This window comes from Microbulbifer zhoushanensis (assembly GCF_021729055.1).
GTDB lineage: Bacteria > Pseudomonadota > Gammaproteobacteria > Pseudomonadales > Cellvibrionaceae > Microbulbifer > Microbulbifer zhoushanensis.
This window is the reverse complement of the sequence record NZ_JAJSAO010000005.1, coordinates 401,009-418,336: the sequence shown is the minus strand read 5'-3', so window position 1 is coordinate 418,336 and position 17,328 is coordinate 401,009. Positions and strand designations below refer to the sequence as shown.

Genomic DNA, 17,328 nt, shown 5'->3' with positions numbered 1-17,328 from the left:
AAGCGGCCCGGCGCTCCGGTTACTGGATCACACCACAGGCGACGCGGGCACCGCCGCCGCCCAGGGCTTTGGGCTCGTCGGAGTAATTGTCACCGCCGGCGTGGATCATCAGTGCGCGGCCCTTGAGGTCTGAAAGCTTCAGGCGTGGCGCCAGTACCGGGCTGGTGGCCTTGCCGTCGGCGCCCACAAACAGTGCCGGCAGGTCACCCAGGTGGCCGGTGCCCCAGGGGAAGCTGTGGCGGTTGGTTTGCTTCGGGTCGAAGTGGCCGCCTGCGGACAGGGCGGGCACCATCTTGCCGTCTTTCTCGGCCGGTTCGCAGCTGGGGTTCTGGTGCACATGGAATCCGTGCAGCGTGCCCCGGGCCGGGAGGTTCTCGAGCATTGGCGTGAAGACCACGCCATATTTGGACTGGGTGGCGACCACCTTGCCCACCGGCTTGCCCACGCCATCCTTGGTTACGGCGTGCATTTCAATAACCACGTCGGCGTGCGCGAAAGCCGCAAGCGACAGCGCAGCGGCGCCCAACAGACAACGACAGCTCAGTTTCATGGTTCTCTCCTGTGTGTGCTCCCGTATACCCGGGATTGCGGTTCCGGTAGTCCCGGCAATGCCGCAAAATGCATTGGCGTGAAATTCAGTGCCAGGGTCCTGTCACCAGAGTCTAGAACCGATTCGACAGAACTGCTCGGTCGGATCATGCCGGGGGCAATGTTGGCGGTGAAGGTTACACCGGGAAAGTGGTGGGCGGATAAGCGGGCGCGGTGCGAGGGGCAGTACGAGACAGTGGGAAGAGGGCGGCCACGGGAGAGAGCCGGGCCGCGGGGTAGCGGCCCGGCTGCGGCAAAGCTTACTGCCAGTCCAGGATAACCTTGCCGGACTCGCCAGAACCCATGGTATCGAAGCCCTGCTGGAACTCGTCCACGGGGAACTGGTGGGTGATGATCGGGCTCAGGTCCAGGCCGGACTGGATCAGGCTGGCCATCTTGTACCAGGTCTCGAACATCTCGCGTCCGTAGATACCCTTCAGGATCAATCCCTTGAAGATCACCTGGCTCCAGTCGATCGCCATTTCACCGGGGGGGATGCCGAGCATGGCGATCTTGCCGCCGTGGTTCATGGCCTCGAGCATATCGCGGAATGCAACTGCCACACCGGACATCTCCAGGCCCACGTCAAAGCCCTCGCTCATGCCCAGCTCGTTCATGACATCGGTGAGTTTTTCCCGGCTGACGTTGACGGTGCGGGTCGCACCCATCTTGCCGGCCAGCTCCAGGCGATAATCGTTGATGTCGGTGATAACCACATGGCGCGCACCCACGTGCCGGGCCACTGCCGCCGCCATAATACCAATGGGGCCGGCGCCGGTGATCAGCACGTCCTCGCCCACCAGGTCGAACGACAGGGCGGTGTGCACGGCGTTGCCAAACGGATCGAAGATGGAGGCCAGTTCGTCGGAAATGTTATCGGGGATCTTGAAGGCGTTCAGGGCCGGGATCACCAGGTATTCGGCGAATGCGCCCTGGCGGTCCACGCCCACGCCATAGGTATTGCGGCACAGGTGGCGACGGCCGGCGCGGCAGTTGCGGCAGTGACCGCAGGTGATATGCCCCTCGCCGGAGACCCGGTCGCCGATCTCGAAGCCGGCGACCTCCTGGCCCATGCCGACTACTTCACCCACGTACTCGTGTCCCACCACCATGGGCACGGGGATGGTCTTCTGGGACCATTCATCCCAGTTGTAAATATGCATGTCGGTGCCGCAGATCGCGGTCTTGCGGATCCGGATCAGTAGGTCATTGTGGCCCGGCTCCGGGACTTCCTCTTCGGTGAGCCAGATGCCCGGTTCAGATTTCAGTTTGGAAAGTGCTTTCATTGTTCAGTGCCAGAATATGCATGGACGGCGGCCATGGGCCGCTCCAGCATCGGGTGCAGCAGGTCAGTGCACCGCAGGAGCGGCCCATGGCCGCGATCGTAAACAGTTTTAAATGATATTGAGTTCGCGGCCCACTTCCACGAAGGCATCGATGCAGCGGTCGAGCTGCTCGCGCGTGTGGGCGGCGGACATCTGGGTGCGGATCCGGGCCTGGCCCTTGGGCACGACCGGGTAGAAGAAGCCGATCACATAGATACCGCGTTCCAGCATCTTGTCCGCCATCTGCTGGGCCAGGGCGGCATCGCCGATCATCACCGGGATGATCGGGTGGTCGGCGCCAGCCAGGGTAAAGCCGGCTGCGGTCATGCGCTCGCGGAAGTAGGCGGAGTTTTCACGCAGTTTTTCCCGCAGCTCGCCGCCCTCCATCAGCATGTCCAGTACTTTCAGGGACGCGGTCACGATGGACGGCGCTACCGAGTTGGAGAACAGGTAGGGGCGCGAGCGCTGGCGCAGGATGTCGATGACTTCCTTGCGCCCGGAGGTAAAGCCGCCGGAGGCGCCGCCGAGGGCCTTGCCCAGGGTGCCGGTGATGATATCCACCCGGTCGATCACGTCGCAGTACTCGTGGGTGCCGCGCCCGTGCTCGCCGAGGAAGCCCACCGCGTGGGAGTCATCCACCATTACCAGCGCGTTGTATTTGTCTGCCAGGTCGCACAAGGCCTTCAGGTCGGCGATTACGCCGTCCATGGAGAAGACACCGTCGGTGGCGATCAGCTTGGTGCGTGCGCCGGCCGCATCGGCCTCTTTCAGCTTTGATTCCAGGTCCGCCATGTCGTTGTTGGCATAGCGGTAGCGCATGGCCTTGCACAGGCGCACGCCGTCGATGATGGAGGCATGGTTCAGGGCGTCCGAGATGATTGCATCCTCGGGCCCCAGTAGTGTCTCGAACAGGCCGCCGTTGGCGTCGAAGCAGGAGGTATAGAGGATGGTGTCCTCGGTGCGCAGGAATTCGGACAGGCGCGATTCGAGCGCCTTGTGGATGTCCTGGGTGCCACAGATAAAGCGCACCGATGCCACGCCGAAGCCATACTGGTCCAGGCCCTCTTTGGCGGCCTCGATCAGGTCCGGGTGGTTGGCCAGGCCCAGGTAGTTGTTGGCGCAGAAGTTGAGTACCTCGGCCTCGTTGTTCACCTGGATCTGCGCCGCCTGCTGCGAGGTGATGATGCGCTCGCGCTTGTACAGGCCGTCCGCCTCGATCTGCTTGAGCTCGTCACGCAGGTGCTGGAAGAATTGCTCTGGCTTGGACATGGTGTTCTTGTTAGCTCCTCAAACTGGCGCTTTTGGCGCTTAGTCTAGCTGTTAACCGGCCAGTTCGCAGGCCTTGTGGGCCGTGACAGGGGCGCTGCTGGCGCGGCAATGGGTGGCGAATTGTAGTGCCTCTTCCGCGGTGTCGAACAGTAGTTGCCACAGCAGCTGGCGGTCGGCCCGTCGCAGGGCGCGTACAGCGGTGCGGTTGCGCTGGTTGGCAATCTCGATCTCGATGACTTCAGTGCTGTTGTGCGGTAACTCGGACATGGTCCCTCCATAAAAATACTGGAGGGCTGACGTGGAAGCGGCGAAATCGGGTTCGCGTCTCCGGTTGGATTGCTCTTCAGAGCCCCATCTCTCTCGCATGCTCACTGTCACGGGTGACAGTTTCAGTGCGGTGAGAAAACCACCTTGCCCCGGTCGGCAGGTTGGCGTTGGCGTCAGCCACTCTCTTGATGTCGGGAGCAAAGATAGCGGGGCGGGAATAACCAGTCAACAGCCCGGCCCCCGGGCAGGGGCCGGGCAGAGCTTTATGCGGGTAACTGCACGGATTTCAGTTCGATAAACTCATCCAGCCCGGCGTCGCCGAATTCGCGCCCGTTACCGGAACGCTTGTAGCCGCCGAAGGGCGCGTCGTAGTTGAACTCGCCCCCGTTGACGAAGCACAGGCCGGCCTCGATGCGGCGCACTACCGGCAGCGCGCTTTCCGCGTCCCTGGCCCAGACACCGCTGGACAGGCCGTACTCGGAATCGTTGGCAATGGCGATGGCTTCGTCTATATCCCGGTAGGGGATCAGGCAGGTTACCGGACCGAAGATTTCCTCCCGGGCGATGGCCATGTCATTGGTTACATCGGCGAATACCGTGGGCTTGACGTAAAAGCCCCGTTCGAATCCTTCCGGCTGCTCGGCACCGCCAGCCACCAGCCGCGCACCCTCGGCCACGCCTTTCTCGATATAGCCACGCACGATCTCCCGCTGGCGGGAGGAGGACAGCGGGCCCATAAAGTTCTCCGGACCGGTGCCCAGGGAGGTTTCCTCAGCTACCTGTTTCGCGATCTCCACCGCCTCCTCGTAGCGGTCGGCGGGCACCAGCATGCGGGTCAGGGCGGTGCAGGTCTGGCCGGTGTTGATAAACACATCCTCACAGCCCCAGCGCACCGCGGTTTCCAGGTCCGCATCCGGGGTGATGATCAGTGGGCTCTTGCCGCCCAGTTCCTGGGTCACGCGTTTGACGGTGGGGGCTGCTGCCTTCGCCACCTCGATGCCGGCACGGGTGGAACCGGTGAACGACACCATGTCGACATCCGGGTGGGCCGATAGCGCAGCGCCAACCACCGGGCCGGCACCCGGCAGCAGGTTGAAGACGCCGGCGGGCAGGCCCACGGAGTCGATGATTTCCGCCATCACGTAGTCCTGCAGCGGGGTCATCTCCGAGGGCTTGGTGATCATGGTGCATCCGGCGGCCAGGGCCGGGGCCACCTTGCCCACAAACTGGTGCAGTGGGTAGTTCCACGGGGTAATAAAACCGCATACGCCGATCGGCTCGCGCAGCACCAGGGAGTGGGCCGCCTTCTCGGTCTTTTCCATTAGCGCGGTGCGCTCGGCGTAATAGCGCATGGAGTAAATCGGGCCCTCGACGTGCAGCCATTCACTGATATGGGGCGGGCACCCGAGCGCCAGCGATACCGCCTGCACCAGGTCGTCCTTGCGTGCTTCCATGGCATCGGCGATCGCGTTGAGGTAATCGCGGCGCTCGGCGGCGCTGGTATTGCGCCAGGTCTTGAATGCCTCGCGCGCTGCGGCCACGGCGATATCGACGTCCTCGGTGGTACCCTGTACCACCTTGCAGATTTCCTCCTCGGTGGCCGGGTTGATCACCGGGTGCAGGTCGCCACCGCGGGAGGCCTGCCACTGGCCGTTGAGATACAGTTTGTCCATATGCATTTTGCTGAAATCGATCATGATTGAATGTCTCTGCAATCGCTTGTCCGCACTCACTGCGGTTTTGCTTGAATAGCCGCACTCAGGGCGCGGTGATTTCGATCAGTGTGGGTGTATTGCGCTTGAGTGCCTGCGTTATTGCCTCTCCCAGCTGCCGGGGCTGCTCGATCCGGCAACCTTCAGCACCGAAGGATTTTGCCAGGGCGACGAAGTCCGGGGTAACCAGGTTGACGCCTTCCTGCGGTACTTTTGCCGCGTCCATGAAGTCGCGGATCTCGCCATAGCCGGAATTGTTCCAGACCAGGATCGGCAGGGGCAACCGCTGCTCGACGGCTACCGCGAGTTCGCCCAGGGTAAACATCAGGCCGCCGTCGCCGATCAGTGCAACCACGTCCCGGTCGCCGCCCAGGCGGGCGCCGATGGCCGCGGGCAGGGCGAAACCCAGGGTGCCGTAACCGGTAGTGCAGGTGATATGGCTGCGGGCGCTGTAGAGCGGCAGGGCATGGTTGGTGTTGTAGGCCAGCTGGGTGGAGTCGGTCACCAGCACGCCGTCTTCCGGCAGCGCTGCACGCAGGGCCTCTACCCAGGTAAAGCGCTCCTCGGAACCGGGCCACCACTCATCGCGACAGGCCGCCAGCAGTTGGGCGACTTCCTGTTCCGCAGCCGCGCGGCGGTCCTGCTGGCCCTCCGGCAGGTGGTCAGAAAGCAGGCCCAGGGTGGCATCGGCATCGGCGCAGATGGCCAGGTCCGGGGTGGCGTTGCATACCAGCTGGGCCGGGTCGATATCCACGCGAATCAGTTTGCCCCGGAAGTCATAGTCTTCCCGGACCAGGTTGCGGTCGGTCTCCGCCAGTTCGGTGCCCACGGCGAGGACGACATCGGCATTCTCCACCCGCTCGCGTACACAGTTGAAGCTCAGGTTGGCGCCGCCACAGAGAGGATGGCGTTCGTCGACGATGCCCTTGGCGGCGAGCGACAGGAAAACCGGCGCCGCCAGCTGTTCCGCCAGCCGCGTGGCGCTGTCGGTGCACGCCTGGGCGCCACCGCCCAGCAGGATTACCGGGCGCTCGGCCCCGGCCAGGAGATCTGCGGCACTCGCCAGGGCATCTGGACCCGGTGCCGGTGCAGTGGCCGACGGGCAGGCGCGGTAATCCTCCAGGCTGCCGGCCATGGGCGCCGGGAACAGGTCGATGGGAATTTCGATATGCACCGGTCCGGGCCGGCTGGAAGTCATCACCTGGAACGCGCGGGCAATGACCTCGGGGAGTTGGCCGGCGTCGGTAAGCGAGTGCTGCCAGATGCAGTAGCCCCGGCTCACATCGCTCTGGCGCGGCAGCTCGTGCAGCCGCCCGCGGCCCATGCCCAGGTCCTCGCGGCGGTTGACCGCGGAAATCACCAGCATGGGGATGGAATCGGAATAGGCTTGCGCCATCGCCGTGGCGGCATTGGTGAGGCCGGGCCCGGTGATCAGGAAGCAGACGCCGGGCCTGCCGGTGGCACGGGCGTAGCCGTCCGCCATAAAGGCGGCGCCCTGCTCGTGGCGCGGGGTCACGTGTTGCAGGTCACTGCCCGGCAGCCCCCGGTACAATTCGATGGTGTGGACACCGGGGATACCGAAGACTTTTTCTACCTGGTATTGACGCAGCAGGCGCATGAGCACCTGGGCACAGGTTGGCGCGGAGGACATATCTGCTCGATTCCTTATTGGTGATTGGTATATGAAGTGGCAAGCAGACTAGCGGCCCCCACCGGGGGGCGCAAGCGCCCGCAGACTCTGCACAAAGCGGGAGAAAATCACCGGATAATTGGGCTTTGCGCCCCGGCGCGAGAAGGAAAATCGCGCAATCGGGAGCAGCCGGGAAAAGGTGGCGCAGACGTTATAGACTAGCAGGGGAACCGCTGGGCAAGTTCACAGCCACTTTGCAGGCCCTGGAGCGTGCAGATCTGCGGCGCAGTGCGCAATGAATGGCGAGGTCCGTTGCAAGTGCTGCAACGCCGGGGCTTGTTCGGGGGTTCCCTACTTGAAGCACACCGGGAAAGGAAGAAAACTGGATGGAAATTGATCAGTGGCGTCGGGAGTATGTCAGTGGCGGCCTGAGCCGTGGGGATCTGCGGGAAACACCGATAGAGCAGTTCGATAAATGGTTGCAGGAGCTGAGCCCGGCGGGTCTCAAGGATCCCAGCTCCATGAGCCTGGCGACGGTCGATGCCAGCGGCCGGCCATCGCAGCGCATCGTATTGCTGAAGGGTTACGGGGAGCACGGCTTTACCTTCTTTACCAACCTGCAGAGCCACAAGGCAAAGGATATCGCCGCCAATCCCCAGGTGTGCCTGCTGTTTCCCTGGCACGCCCTGGATCGCCAGGTAATTGTTTACGGTCGCGCCGAGCAACTGGGCCGGCCCGAGGCCGAGGCCTATTTCAATACCCGCCCGCGGGACAGCCAGCTGGCAGCCTGGGCCTCCCACCAGAGTGAACCGGTAGAGTCCCGCGACAAGCTGGAGAACGCGTTCCTGGAGGCCAGGGAGCGTTACCCGGAAGAGGTGCCGTTGCCGGACTACTGGGGCGGTTACCGGGTGGTGCCGGATACCGTGGAATTCTGGCAGGGCCGGGCCAGTCGCCTGCACGATCGCTTTGTCTATCGCCTGCAGGATGATGGCAGCTGGCAGGTGGAGCGGTTGTCACCGTGAACGGCGAGCCGCCTGATGTAGGCGCGCTGCGCGATGATTGGGCGCGGCGCGGATACTCCTTTGGCTTGTGGACGGATCCTCCCGGGCAGCGCTGGGAGGATTTTGTCCACGATGTCGACGAATTACTGGTGCTGGCGGAAGGTCAACTGGAAGTGGAAACCGGCGGGCGCACCTGGCAGCCCGCGATCGGCGAGGAAATCCATATCCCCGCCGGTGCCAGCCATTCAGTGCGCAATATTGGGGATACCACCGCCAGGTGGTATTACGGCTACAGGAATAGCTGATACGTCCCGCCCGCCTCTCGCGCTGTCTCTCTCCGGCCCCCTCCTCTCCGGTTGTTGCCGTCCCGGTGGCGACCAGTGACGCGATAATATACGCTTTAGCCCCTGTGCCCGCCCGTGAACCAGGTTGGCGCGGACGATGGACTGAACAAGCGAAAGAATAAAAACGGAAGATTTATCTATGGCGGTAATCGGTATTGACCTGGGCACCACCAACAGCGCCTGCGGCATCCTTACGGACGATGGCGTGACACTGATTCCCAACCGCCTGGGTGATCTGTTGACGCCCTCGGTGGTGGGTTTTGATGATTCCGGTGAGCTGGTGGTGGGCAGGACAGCGAGGGAGCGCCTGATCAACCATAGCGACCGAACCGTTGCCGCCTTCAAGCGGTTGATGGGCACGGATCACAAGGTCAAGCTGGACCGGCAACTGTTCAGTGCCACCGAACTTTCCGCCGTGGTGTTGCGGGCCCTGAAAGAGGATGCCGAGGCTTACCTGGGCGAGCCTGTCACCGAGGCGGTCATCAGTGTGCCGGCCTACTTTAATGACAACCAGCGCCACGCCACCAAGCAGGCCGGCGAGCTCGCCGGGCTCAAGGTGGAACGACTGATCAATGAGCCCACGGCGGCGGCCATTGCCTACGGCCTGCACGATCGGCGGGAGGGGAATTTCCTGATCCTCGACATGGGTGGCGGTACCTTCGATGTTTCCATCCTGGAGTTCTTCGACGGCATCATGGAAGTGCATGCCAGTGCCGGTGACAATTTCCTCGGTGGTGAGGATTTTGTCGAGGCGATGATCGAGAACGTGCTCACGGAGCAGGGGATCGACCGACAGGCCCTGACGGCCCGGCAGCTGCAGAGCCTGTATATGCAGATGGAAACGGCCAAGCGCCGTATCAGCCAGAAGCCGGAGCAGGTGCTGGAGCTGGAACTCGGCAAGGGCAAGCTGGAATGGGTTGTTACCGCTGAGTGGTTCGAGAAACTGAGCGCGCCGTTGCTGTTGCGCTCCAAGCGCCCGATCGAGCGCGCCATGCGCGATGCCAACCTGCCGCCCCAGAAAATCGACGAGGTGGTGCTGGTGGGTGGCTCCACCCGCATGGCCCAGTTCCGCTCCCTGGTGGGCAGGATGTTCGGGCGACTGCCCTCCTGCCACCTGGATCCCGACACGGTCGTGGCGATGGGGGCGGCAATCCAGGCCGGGCTCAAGTCCCGCAGCGCGGCCCTCGAGGATATCGTGCTTACCGATGTATGCCCGTATACGCTGGGCACGGGGGTGCTTAACGAGGACAGCCCGGACCAGGGCGATTATTTCATGCCGATTATCGACCGCAACACGGTGGTGCCCACCAGCGTGGTGCGACGCGTGTGGACGGCCCATGACAACCAGGCCCAGGTAAATGTGAAGGTTTACCAGGGGGAAAACCGCCTGGTGAACAAAAATGTCTACCTGGGTGAAATGCAGATTCCGGTACCCAGGGCCAGCAAGGGCGAGGAGTCCGTGGATATCCGCTACAGCTACGATATGAACGGGTTGCTGGAGGTGGATATCACCGTCACCTCCACCGGCAAGACACACAATAAACTGATCGAGTTTGCCCCCGGCGCCCTGTCCGAAGACGAAATCCAGCGTTCCCGGCAAAAGCTGGCCGGGCTGAAGTTCCATCCCCGGGAGGACGAGGAGAACCGCGCCCTGATTGCCCGCGGCGAGCGCCTCTATGAGTCCAGCCTGGGTGAAAAGCGCGAGCACCTGGCGCGGGTACTGGGGGAATTTGACCGGGTGCTGGACTCCCAGAACCCGGCGGAAATCCGTAAGGCCCAGTTGCAGTTGCGGGAGGTGCTTGATCGCCTGGACGGCGAGGACTGGATCTGATGAATCCCTGGCAGCTACTGGAAATTGCGCCTACCGGGGAAACCCGCACGATCAAGCGCGCCTATGCCAAAAAGCTCAAGCAAACCCGCCCGGACGAAAAACCCGACGAGTTCCAGCGGCTGCACGCAGCCTACAAGCAGGCACTGAGACTTGCCACCGAACAAAGCCAGACTGATGCCTCTGACGGCAGCGGCCCTGGCGAAGTGGCTGCGGAAACGCAGCCTGAAGTTTCCGCTCCACTGGAGCTGCTGGCCGAGTCGACTGGTTCCAGAATAAATTCCGCTCCGGTGCCGGCCGCTGCCGAGCCAGGGAATCACGCTGGGATAGAACAGCAGGCATCGCATCAGCAGCCTGAATCGGCATCAGCTCAGGAAGAGCCGGTTCCTGCGGCAGGATTGTCGCCATCCGTTGACGAACAGGAAGCGGAACAGCGGCGCAATGCCCGTATCGATGAATTTCACCGGGTGCTCGCGCAGGTTGACGCGGTACTGGCCGATCCCGCGCGCATCAACGCCAGGGCCAGCTGGCAGTTCCTGGCCGACAGCCCGTTTATCCTGGAAGAGGAATATAACTGGAACCTGGGCCTGGGGGTTTTCCAGCGTGTTGCCCGGTACTCGGTGGCCGTTGCCGGCTCGCAGCAGTGGTATACGGACAAACCCGAAATCGCCAGCGGGGTACTCCGGTATTGCGATTCCCTGTTCGCCTGGTCCGAGGATCCCGCCGGCCTGCAGGAACAGTTTGATGCCGAATTGTTGAACGCGGTACTGCCCCGGCTCGATGGGGAAGAGACCGTGGCCGGTGATCCCCAGCGGGGATTGCGGGGCGGGCGCAAGCTGGTGCTGGAGCGGGCGACCCGGGAGGAGGAACGCTTCCCCGAATATTATTTTGGCAGCCTGCTCGCGCGGGCTTTTGCTGTATTGCTGGATGTTTTCCTGGTCTATGTTGCGCTAGGCATTATTACTTCTGCCGTCCTGATCAAGAATGGTGCCAGCGAAGGGGAGGCCAGCAGCGTGGCGTTGCTGGTTTCGGTCGCGGGTTACCTGGTGCTGGCCTGGCTGGCCGAAAGTTCCCGCTGGCAGGCTACACCCGGCAAGTTTCTGCTGGGCTATCGCGTCACCAACCGGCAGTTCCGGCGTATGGGCTATGGCCACGGGCTCTGGCGGGTCCTGAGCTTCTCCCTGACTGTGCCCCTGTACTGGCTCGCCTGGCTGGTGAACTGCTTCCTGAACGGCAATCTCCTGCACGACCGCCTCAGCCGCAGTTATGTAATCAACTGGCGCAAAAGCCGGGAGGAAGCCGGCGGATAACCGGCCGATTACCACCTACCAGTCAAAGGTGAACTGGCTCGTTAAGAGGGTTGACCGGTTGGTCCGGTCAGGGCCCGTAACGGCTCCACTTGTGCACCAAGAGCGCCCAGAAACCCCGCTCATTATAGCTCTCGCAAATAGGCGTTATTCACCATCCTGATGCCCGATTGGCCCGTTGCAGCCGGGCAAGCTCCCATTCCATGCAGACAGGACTTATTGCGTTAAATCGCCGTGATTTCTGGACAAAATTGCTTTCTCATCCGAATGACTGGTTGTAAGCTTTTGTCATCGTACGTTGTTGTCCTGGCGTGCGGTTAAAACAATATGCGGTCACTGGTCGAGTTCTCCGAACAATAAAAATAAAGGAGGCATGCAGTACGGTCGCAGTGCATCCGTTGTGGCGATAAAAATAAGTATTGCAATGGAGAGAGAAAATGGGACGTCAGTTCAATTCGAGGAATGTATCCGCACTCGTTAGCGCATGCTCGGTAGCCACCCTGTGGTTTGCCAGCGGTATGTCCGCGCACGCTGCGGAGGGTGCAGTAGGCACCATCATGGAAGAGGTCCAGGTCACTGCCCGCAAGCGTGCCGAGGCCGAGCGCCTGCAGGAAGTGCCGGTGGCTGCGACAGCCTATTCCGGCGACCAGCTGGAGGCCTTGCAGACCAAGGACCTGCAGAGCCTGTCTTTTAAAATGCCCAACGTCCAGCTGGATGATGTGGGCACGGTCAAGAATACTGCCAACTTCACGGTGCGCGGGCTGGGTGTCAACAGCTCGATTCCCTCCATCGATCCCACGGTCGGTGTCTTTGTCGACGGGATGTACATGGGGGTGAACGCGGGCGTCGTGACCGATATGTTTGACCTCGAGGGCATCGAGGTGCTGCGCGGTCCCCAGGGCCTGTTGTTTGGCCGCAACGTGACCGGTGGTGCGGTGGTGATCCGCACAGCTCGTCCCACCGAAGAATTTTCCAGCAAGTTCAAGTTGTCCACCACCGACAACCTGGACACCATTGCCGCAGCCACTGTGAATGGTGCAATTTCCGAGACGGTCAACGGCCGCTTTACCGCCTACTACAACAATGACCAGGGCTGGTTCGAAAATGTCTACACCGGCAATGACAGTGCCGGTGCCTCGGACAGCTGGTTTATCCGCCCGAGCTTCAGTGTCGATATTTCGGAAACTGCCGAGTTGCTGGTGCGTATGGAGCACGGCAAGATGGATTCCGACGGCGTAGTGGCGCAAAACCGGGGTGCACTGGCAACCAATTTCCCGCTCTACCCGCTGTTCGGCGTGGATGTATCCGGCTGGGACAACAGTGATGACTCCTTTGAAGTGGCGCAGAACGAGGAGGGCTTCCAGGAGGATGAGTGGAGCCATGTGATCACCGAGTTCAACCAGGATGTGGCGTTCGGTAACGGCACCATCACCAATATCCTTGCCTGGCGCGAATACGATGCCAACGGCACCGGCGATATCGACTCCCTGCCGATTACCGCCTTCCACGCCAACACCCGTGTCGACCAGAGCCAGCTGAGTAACGAACTGCGCTATGCCGGCCGTTTCGGTGCAACCTCCCTGACCACCGGCCTGTACTGGTTCAACCAGGACCTGGAGTACTACGAAAACCGACTGCTGCCCCTTTCCGGACCTCCGGGGTCCGGCGGCTTCGACTGGACCGGCGGCGGTATCCAGGACCACGAAGCCCTGGGTATCTTTGCCCAGGCGGATGTTGACCTGAACGAGTCCTGGGTCCTGACCCTTGGTGGACGCTACTCGACCGAGGACAAGGACGCGAAGATCGCAACCATTCCCGTGGATCTCTGTAGCCTCGACGGTTGTGTCGCCTACGATTTCGAGGATTCGGAAAGCTGGGATGCCTTTACCCCGAAAGTGGGCCTGCAGTGGAACCTGTCGGACGATGCGCAGATTTACAGCTTCTGGACCAAGGGATTCCGCAGCGGTGGTTACAACATGCGTAACACCGGGCCGGGGGAACTTCCGGGGCCCACGGACCAGGAAGAGCAGACCAGCTTCGAAATCGGCGGCAAGGCCGAGTGGTTCGATGGTCGCCTGCGCACCAATATGGCCCTGTTCCACAACACCATCGATGAGATGCAACGGGAAGAAAACCTGAGCAACCCGGTCGTGGGTGTGGTGCAGATTATCCGCAATACTGCTGATGCCACCATTCGCGGTGCCGAACTGGAGGCGATGGCGGCGGCGACTGATACGCTGCTGTTTACCTTCAATGTCGGTTACGTGGATGGTGATTACGACAGTGTCCGCGGCGATATCAGTGGTGACGGCCAGGTGAACAATGTGGACCTGGGGCTGGATATTCCGCGCCTGGCACCCTGGACCTACGGTATTGGCCTGGTCCACGACCTGGACCTGGGGGCTGCCGGCACGCTGACCTCGCGAGTCAACTTCAACCACCGCGATGAAGCGCCCTACACCGACAATAACCTGGGCATGCTGTCGGCTGCGGATATGCTGGACTTCAGCTTCGGCTACACCCCGGATAGCGGTAACTACCGCCTGGCATTCTTCGGCAAGAATATGCTCGACGAGGTCACCGAGGGTAACAATACCCAGCTGCCCATCAACCTGGGCGGACCGGGTGCCAGCTTTACCCCGCTGAACAAGGGCCGTGTGATGGGCGTGGAGTTGACCTACGACCTGTAACTTCACCCATCCGCCCCGGATGGCATAAACTGAAAGCCCGGCACCTTGCCGGGCTTTTTTGTCGGTGCAATGTTGTTACCGTCATTTCCACCAGAAACATACGGAAAACAGAGGTTCTGATGCGCTATATCGATCTGCCCGAAACCGGTGATCCCGAAGTGATGCAGCTGGCGCAAGGGGAGCGGCCGGAAGCCGGCGCGGGCGAGGTGTTGATCCGGGTGGTGGCAGCGGGCGTCAACCGGCCCGATGTGGCGCAACGCCAGGGGCTCTACCCACCCCCGCCCGGCGCCTCGCCGGTCCTGGGCCTGGAGGTGGCGGGTGAAGTGGTGGCTGTGGGCAGTGGTGTGTCGCGCTGGCAGCCGGGTGACCGGGTCTGTGCACTCACCAACGGTGGCGGGTATGCTGAATACGCAGTGGCCCCGGCGGGGCAGTGCCTGCCGGTGCCAGAGTCGTTGTCGATGACCGAGGCGGCAGCGTTGCCCGAGACTTTTTTTACCGTCTGGAGCAATGTGTTTGACCGCGGCGGCCTGCAGGCCGGCGAGGTACTGCTGGTGCATGGGGGTTCATCGGGCATAGGTACCACCGCCATCCAGCTTGCCAGCAACCTGGGCGCGCGCGTCTTTGCCACCGCCGGCTCGGCGGAAAAATGCAACGTCTGTGAAAAACTCGGTGCCGAGCGGTGTATCAATTACCGCGAGGAAGATTTTGTAGAGGTCGTCCGCGAACTCACCGATGGCTACGGCGCTGATGTGATCCTCGATATGGTGGGCGGGGACTATGTAAACCGCAATATTCGCCTGGCAGCGCCCGACGGCCGTATTGTCAATATCGCCTTCCTGCAGGGCGCCGAAGTGAAGCTCAACCTGTGGCCGGTGGCAGCAAAGCGCCTGGTCCTCACCGGCTCCACCCTGCGGCCCCGTTCAGCGGAAACGAAGGCTGCCATTGCCCGTGCCCTGGAAAAAACGGTATGGCCGCTGATCCATGCGGGCAAGGTGCGCCCAGTGGTTGAGGCAACTTTCGCATTGGAGGATGCGGCCCGGGCACACAACCTGATGGAGTCGAGCAAGCATATCGGCAAAATTGTGCTGGAGCTGTAAATGACGGCGCGGTTGCCCCGCCGGAACTGCCCCGGCTGGCGACATCGCCCGTAGCCACGCCCGTGTAGGCCTTGTAAAGCCTGCTGATTTTGCGCACATAGGCAACCGGCTCGGAGCCACGCGCATAACCGTAGCGGGCTTTCTCAAAATAGCGTGGCTCCTCCAGCTTGAGCATTGCCACTTCCACGTTGTCAAACCACTTTTCCGGATCCAGCCCCAGTTCCTCGGCCAGCTTCTGGGCGTCCAGCACATGGCCGAGGCCCGCATTGTAGGAGGCGAGGGAAAACCACAGCTTCTCATCCGTGGGCAGGGGATCCTTGAATCGGTTGCGGATCCATTCCATATATTTGACGCCGGCCTGCAGGTTGCGGTCCGGTTCAAACAGCGGCGGCGGGTAACCCATATCTTCGCCGGTGCGCGGCATCACCTGCAGCAGGCCCTGGGCCCCGACCGGGGAAACGGCCTTGGGGTTGAAGTTGCTCTCCTGCCACATCTGCGCGGTGACCAGGCGCCAGTCGAAGTCGTGATCGAGGGCGGATTTTTTTACCAGCTTGTCATAGGGTGACAGGTCCTCCCCGGGGACTACCCGGGCACTGATCTTCTGCACCAGGTTTTTATTGGGCTTGAAGTAGGCCGCAAACATTCTTTTGTATTCGTCGCTGCCACTAAATTTTTTCATAAAGCGGTTAACCTGTTTCAGCAGGTCCTTGTTGCCCTGCTTGACCATCCAGCCCTGGGGCAGGGGGTCACTGACCTGCAGGCCAATTACCAGGTTCGGGCGCAGGGCTGCCTGGATGTCGGCAATATAGGTGTCCTCGATGGTTGCATCGAACTCGCCTTCCGCGACCTTGTTCAGGATGGTGGCAAACGACATTTCCGGTGGAGCTACCTCGACCTCCACATCGATGCCGTTTTCCTGCAGGGTCCTGGCGGTCCCAATAAAGGCCGAGTAGGCACGCAGTGTCAGGGTCCGCCCGGCGAGGTCGCCGAGTGTCTTGATCGGCGGGCGACTGTTATTGCTGATGACATTCTGTGGGGTCTCCAGGAAAGGCACGCTGAACTCCACGCCCTTGGCGATACGCTCCCGGGTGATGGTTGTGGAGGCGCCGGCGATATCAGCCCGGCCATCGGCCACCCATTCCACCAGGTCCTCTTCATCGGGGACCACAACAATCTTCAGCTGCAGGTCGTGCTTGTCGGCAAAGGCCTTCGCCATTTCATAGTCGAATCCCCGCAGTACCCCTTTCCACAGGTAGTAACTGATGGGGCCGTTGTAGGTGGCGAAACGCAAAACCCGCGACTGCTTGATGGCAAACCAGTGGGAGGTACGCTCCGGGATCTCGGTGACCAGCGTACGAGTCAGGTAATTGTTGACCCGGGTTTTCAGGCGCTTGGCGTCCTTGCGCATGGCCCAGGCGATATCCTCTGGCTCGCCGACGGATGCGCCGATCTTCAGGTCATCGCGGTACTGCAGTGTATCCTCGGCAATGGTCCTGTGCAGGATGGTCACCGCGTTGTCGACCTTGCTGACCATATCAAACAGCGTATCCCGCTCGTCGTTCAGGTAAACCTCCCGCACATGGAGATTGGCATCCGGATGTTCCTCCGCCAGCTGGTAAGCCCGGTCGGCGTAGGTGCTGCCCGCGAGGACTATCAGTTCCGCCCCGCGCAGGTTTTTGATGTCGCTGATATCCGGCCCGTTGACACCGCTTACCAGGACGTCAGAGGCCTGCGCCAGGGGTTGGGTAAAACTGACGATTTCCCTTCTGGCCTCGTTGTCAGTGAAATTATCGACGGCCAGGTCGGCCCGGCCATCACTGACCATCTCCATGGCCTGCTGGGGGGTCTCCGCAATAAGCCAGCGGGCCTGCAGTTTCATTCGCTCGGCCAGCTGGTTGGCGAGCTGGCGGTGGGTCTGGGTGACAATGGCCTTGCGGGGCAGGTAGCTCTGGTTGTCCCCGGTGAGGCTGACAAAACGGATAATGCCGCGCTTCCTCAGCGCCTGCAGGTCGCCGGTTTCAATGTACTCCGGCTGGTTGACTCGCTCGGCTTCCCGGGTTTCCTTTTTTTGTTTCGGTGCGGCCCCGCTGTCGGCCGGTGCCAGCCCGGGTCTCTCGCTGATGGGGGCCGCCCGGTCGCTCCTGGCGGGGGACTCCTGGCGCTCCTCGCAAGCGGTGAGGGCCAGGCATGCGAACAGGGCGGCCAGGAGAATGGCCCAGTAACGCAACGAGCACTGTGATTTAGCCTTCTCAGTCACCATCGCGGACTCC

At 61.9% G+C, this 17,328-nt stretch carries 12 protein-coding genes, 1 pseudogene and 1 riboswitch; of the genes and pseudogenes, 6 read left to right on the top strand and 7 right to left on the bottom strand.

Features of this window, described 5'->3' with window-relative positions:
- Positions 1-19: 19 nt before the first annotated feature.
- From sodC to LVD10_RS12640, 6 genes are all read right to left on the bottom strand, one after another.
- Entirely contained in the window at positions 20-550 is a 531-nt protein-coding gene (sodC, locus tag LVD10_RS12665; RefSeq protein WP_232941513.1) for a superoxide dismutase family protein, read from the bottom strand.
- A 298-nt stretch (positions 551-848) separates the two neighbouring features.
- Complete coding sequence (gene tdh / locus LVD10_RS12660) at positions 849-1,874, bottom strand: L-threonine 3-dehydrogenase (RefSeq protein ID WP_232941514.1); 1,026 nt, start codon at positions 1,872-1,874, stop codon at positions 849-851.
- A 108-nt stretch (positions 1,875-1,982) separates the two neighbouring features.
- A complete protein-coding gene (kbl, locus tag LVD10_RS12655) occupies positions 1,983-3,182 on the bottom strand; it encodes a glycine C-acetyltransferase (RefSeq protein WP_232941515.1) in 1,200 nt (399 codons plus the stop codon).
- Positions 3,183-3,233: 51 nt separating this feature from the next.
- Positions 3,234-3,449 (bottom strand): hypothetical protein, encoded by a 216-nt coding sequence (locus LVD10_RS12650; protein WP_232941516.1) that lies wholly within the window; start codon positions 3,447-3,449, stop codon positions 3,234-3,236.
- 55 nt (positions 3,450-3,504) lie between these two features.
- Positions 3,505-3,646, bottom strand: a riboswitch (SAM-I-IV-variant riboswitch).
- A gap of 66 nt (positions 3,647-3,712) precedes the next feature.
- Complete coding sequence (locus tag LVD10_RS12645) at positions 3,713-5,146, bottom strand: aldehyde dehydrogenase family protein (protein WP_237063859.1); 1,434 nt, start codon at positions 5,144-5,146, stop codon at positions 3,713-3,715.
- Between the two features lie 61 nt (positions 5,147-5,207).
- On the bottom strand, positions 5,208-6,812 hold the full coding sequence (locus LVD10_RS12640; protein ID WP_237063858.1) for a 5-guanidino-2-oxopentanoate decarboxylase: 1,605 nt from the start codon (positions 6,810-6,812) through the stop codon (positions 5,208-5,210).
- Between the two features lie 365 nt (positions 6,813-7,177).
- On the opposite strand from LVD10_RS12640, the gene pdxH reads away from it, so the two are divergent.
- From pdxH to LVD10_RS12610, 6 genes are all read left to right on the top strand, one after another.
- Positions 7,178-7,813 carry a pyridoxamine 5'-phosphate oxidase gene (gene pdxH, locus LVD10_RS12635; protein WP_232941519.1) on the top strand — a complete coding sequence of 212 codons (636 nt, stop codon included), beginning with the start codon at positions 7,178-7,180 and terminating at the stop codon, positions 7,811-7,813.
- 65 nt (positions 7,814-7,878) lie between these two features.
- Entirely contained in the window at positions 7,879-8,097 is a 219-nt protein-coding gene (locus LVD10_RS12630; protein ID WP_232941520.1) for a cupin domain-containing protein, read from the top strand.
- A 178-nt stretch (positions 8,098-8,275) separates the two neighbouring features.
- Positions 8,276-9,967, top strand: coding sequence for an Hsp70 family protein (locus tag LVD10_RS12625; protein WP_232941521.1), 1,692 nt, complete (start codon positions 8,276-8,278; stop codon positions 9,965-9,967).
- Positions 9,967-11,274, top strand: a complete 1,308-nt coding sequence (locus LVD10_RS12620; protein WP_237063857.1) for an RDD family protein — start codon at positions 9,967-9,969, stop codon at positions 11,272-11,274. The genes LVD10_RS12625 and LVD10_RS12620 overlap by 1 nt, the downstream gene beginning before the upstream one ends.
- Positions 11,275-11,708: 434 nt before the next feature.
- Positions 11,709-13,961, top strand: coding sequence for a TonB-dependent receptor (locus LVD10_RS12615; protein WP_232941523.1), 2,253 nt, complete (start codon positions 11,709-11,711; stop codon positions 13,959-13,961).
- 119 nt (positions 13,962-14,080) lie between these two features.
- Positions 14,081-15,058 (top strand): NAD(P)H-quinone oxidoreductase, encoded by a 978-nt coding sequence (locus tag LVD10_RS12610; protein ID WP_237063856.1) that lies wholly within the window; start codon positions 14,081-14,083, stop codon positions 15,056-15,058.
- Positions 15,059-15,290: 232 nt separating this feature from the next.
- Here the strand turns inward: LVD10_RS12610 and LVD10_RS12605 are convergent.
- Positions 15,291-17,318 (bottom strand): annotated as a pseudogene (locus LVD10_RS12605) (MltF family protein); the annotation flags it as partial.
- Positions 17,319-17,328: the final 10 nt, after the last annotated feature.

What these genes read in the sequence shown, in the direction of transcription:
- sodC (WP_232941513.1), bottom strand. Translation starts at nt 550, where the DNA reads ATGAAACTGAGCTGTCGTTGTCTGTTGGGCGCCGCTGCGCTGTCGCTT.
- tdh (WP_232941514.1), bottom strand. Translation starts at nt 1,874, where the DNA reads ATGAAAGCACTTTCCAAACTGAAATCTGAACCGGGCATCTGGCTCACC.
- kbl (WP_232941515.1), bottom strand. Translation starts at nt 3,182, where the DNA reads ATGTCCAAGCCAGAGCAATTCTTCCAGCACCTGCGTGACGAGCTCAAG.
- LVD10_RS12650 (WP_232941516.1), bottom strand. Translation starts at nt 3,449, where the DNA reads ATGTCCGAGTTACCGCACAACAGCACTGAAGTCATCGAGATCGAGATT.
- LVD10_RS12645 (WP_237063859.1), bottom strand. Translation starts at nt 5,146, where the DNA reads ATGATCGATTTCAGCAAAATGCATATGGACAAACTGTATCTCAACGGC.
- LVD10_RS12640 (WP_237063858.1), bottom strand. Translation starts at nt 6,812, where the DNA reads ATGTCCTCCGCGCCAACCTGTGCCCAGGTGCTCATGCGCCTGCTGCGT.
- pdxH (WP_232941519.1), top strand. Translation starts at nt 7,178, where the DNA reads ATGGAAATTGATCAGTGGCGTCGGGAGTATGTCAGTGGCGGCCTGAGC.
- LVD10_RS12625 (WP_232941521.1), top strand. Translation starts at nt 8,276, where the DNA reads ATGGCGGTAATCGGTATTGACCTGGGCACCACCAACAGCGCCTGCGGC.
- LVD10_RS12620 (WP_237063857.1), top strand. Translation starts at nt 9,967, where the DNA reads ATGAATCCCTGGCAGCTACTGGAAATTGCGCCTACCGGGGAAACCCGC.
- LVD10_RS12615 (WP_232941523.1), top strand. Translation starts at nt 11,709, where the DNA reads ATGGGACGTCAGTTCAATTCGAGGAATGTATCCGCACTCGTTAGCGCA.
- LVD10_RS12610 (WP_237063856.1), top strand. Translation starts at nt 14,081, where the DNA reads ATGCGCTATATCGATCTGCCCGAAACCGGTGATCCCGAAGTGATGCAG.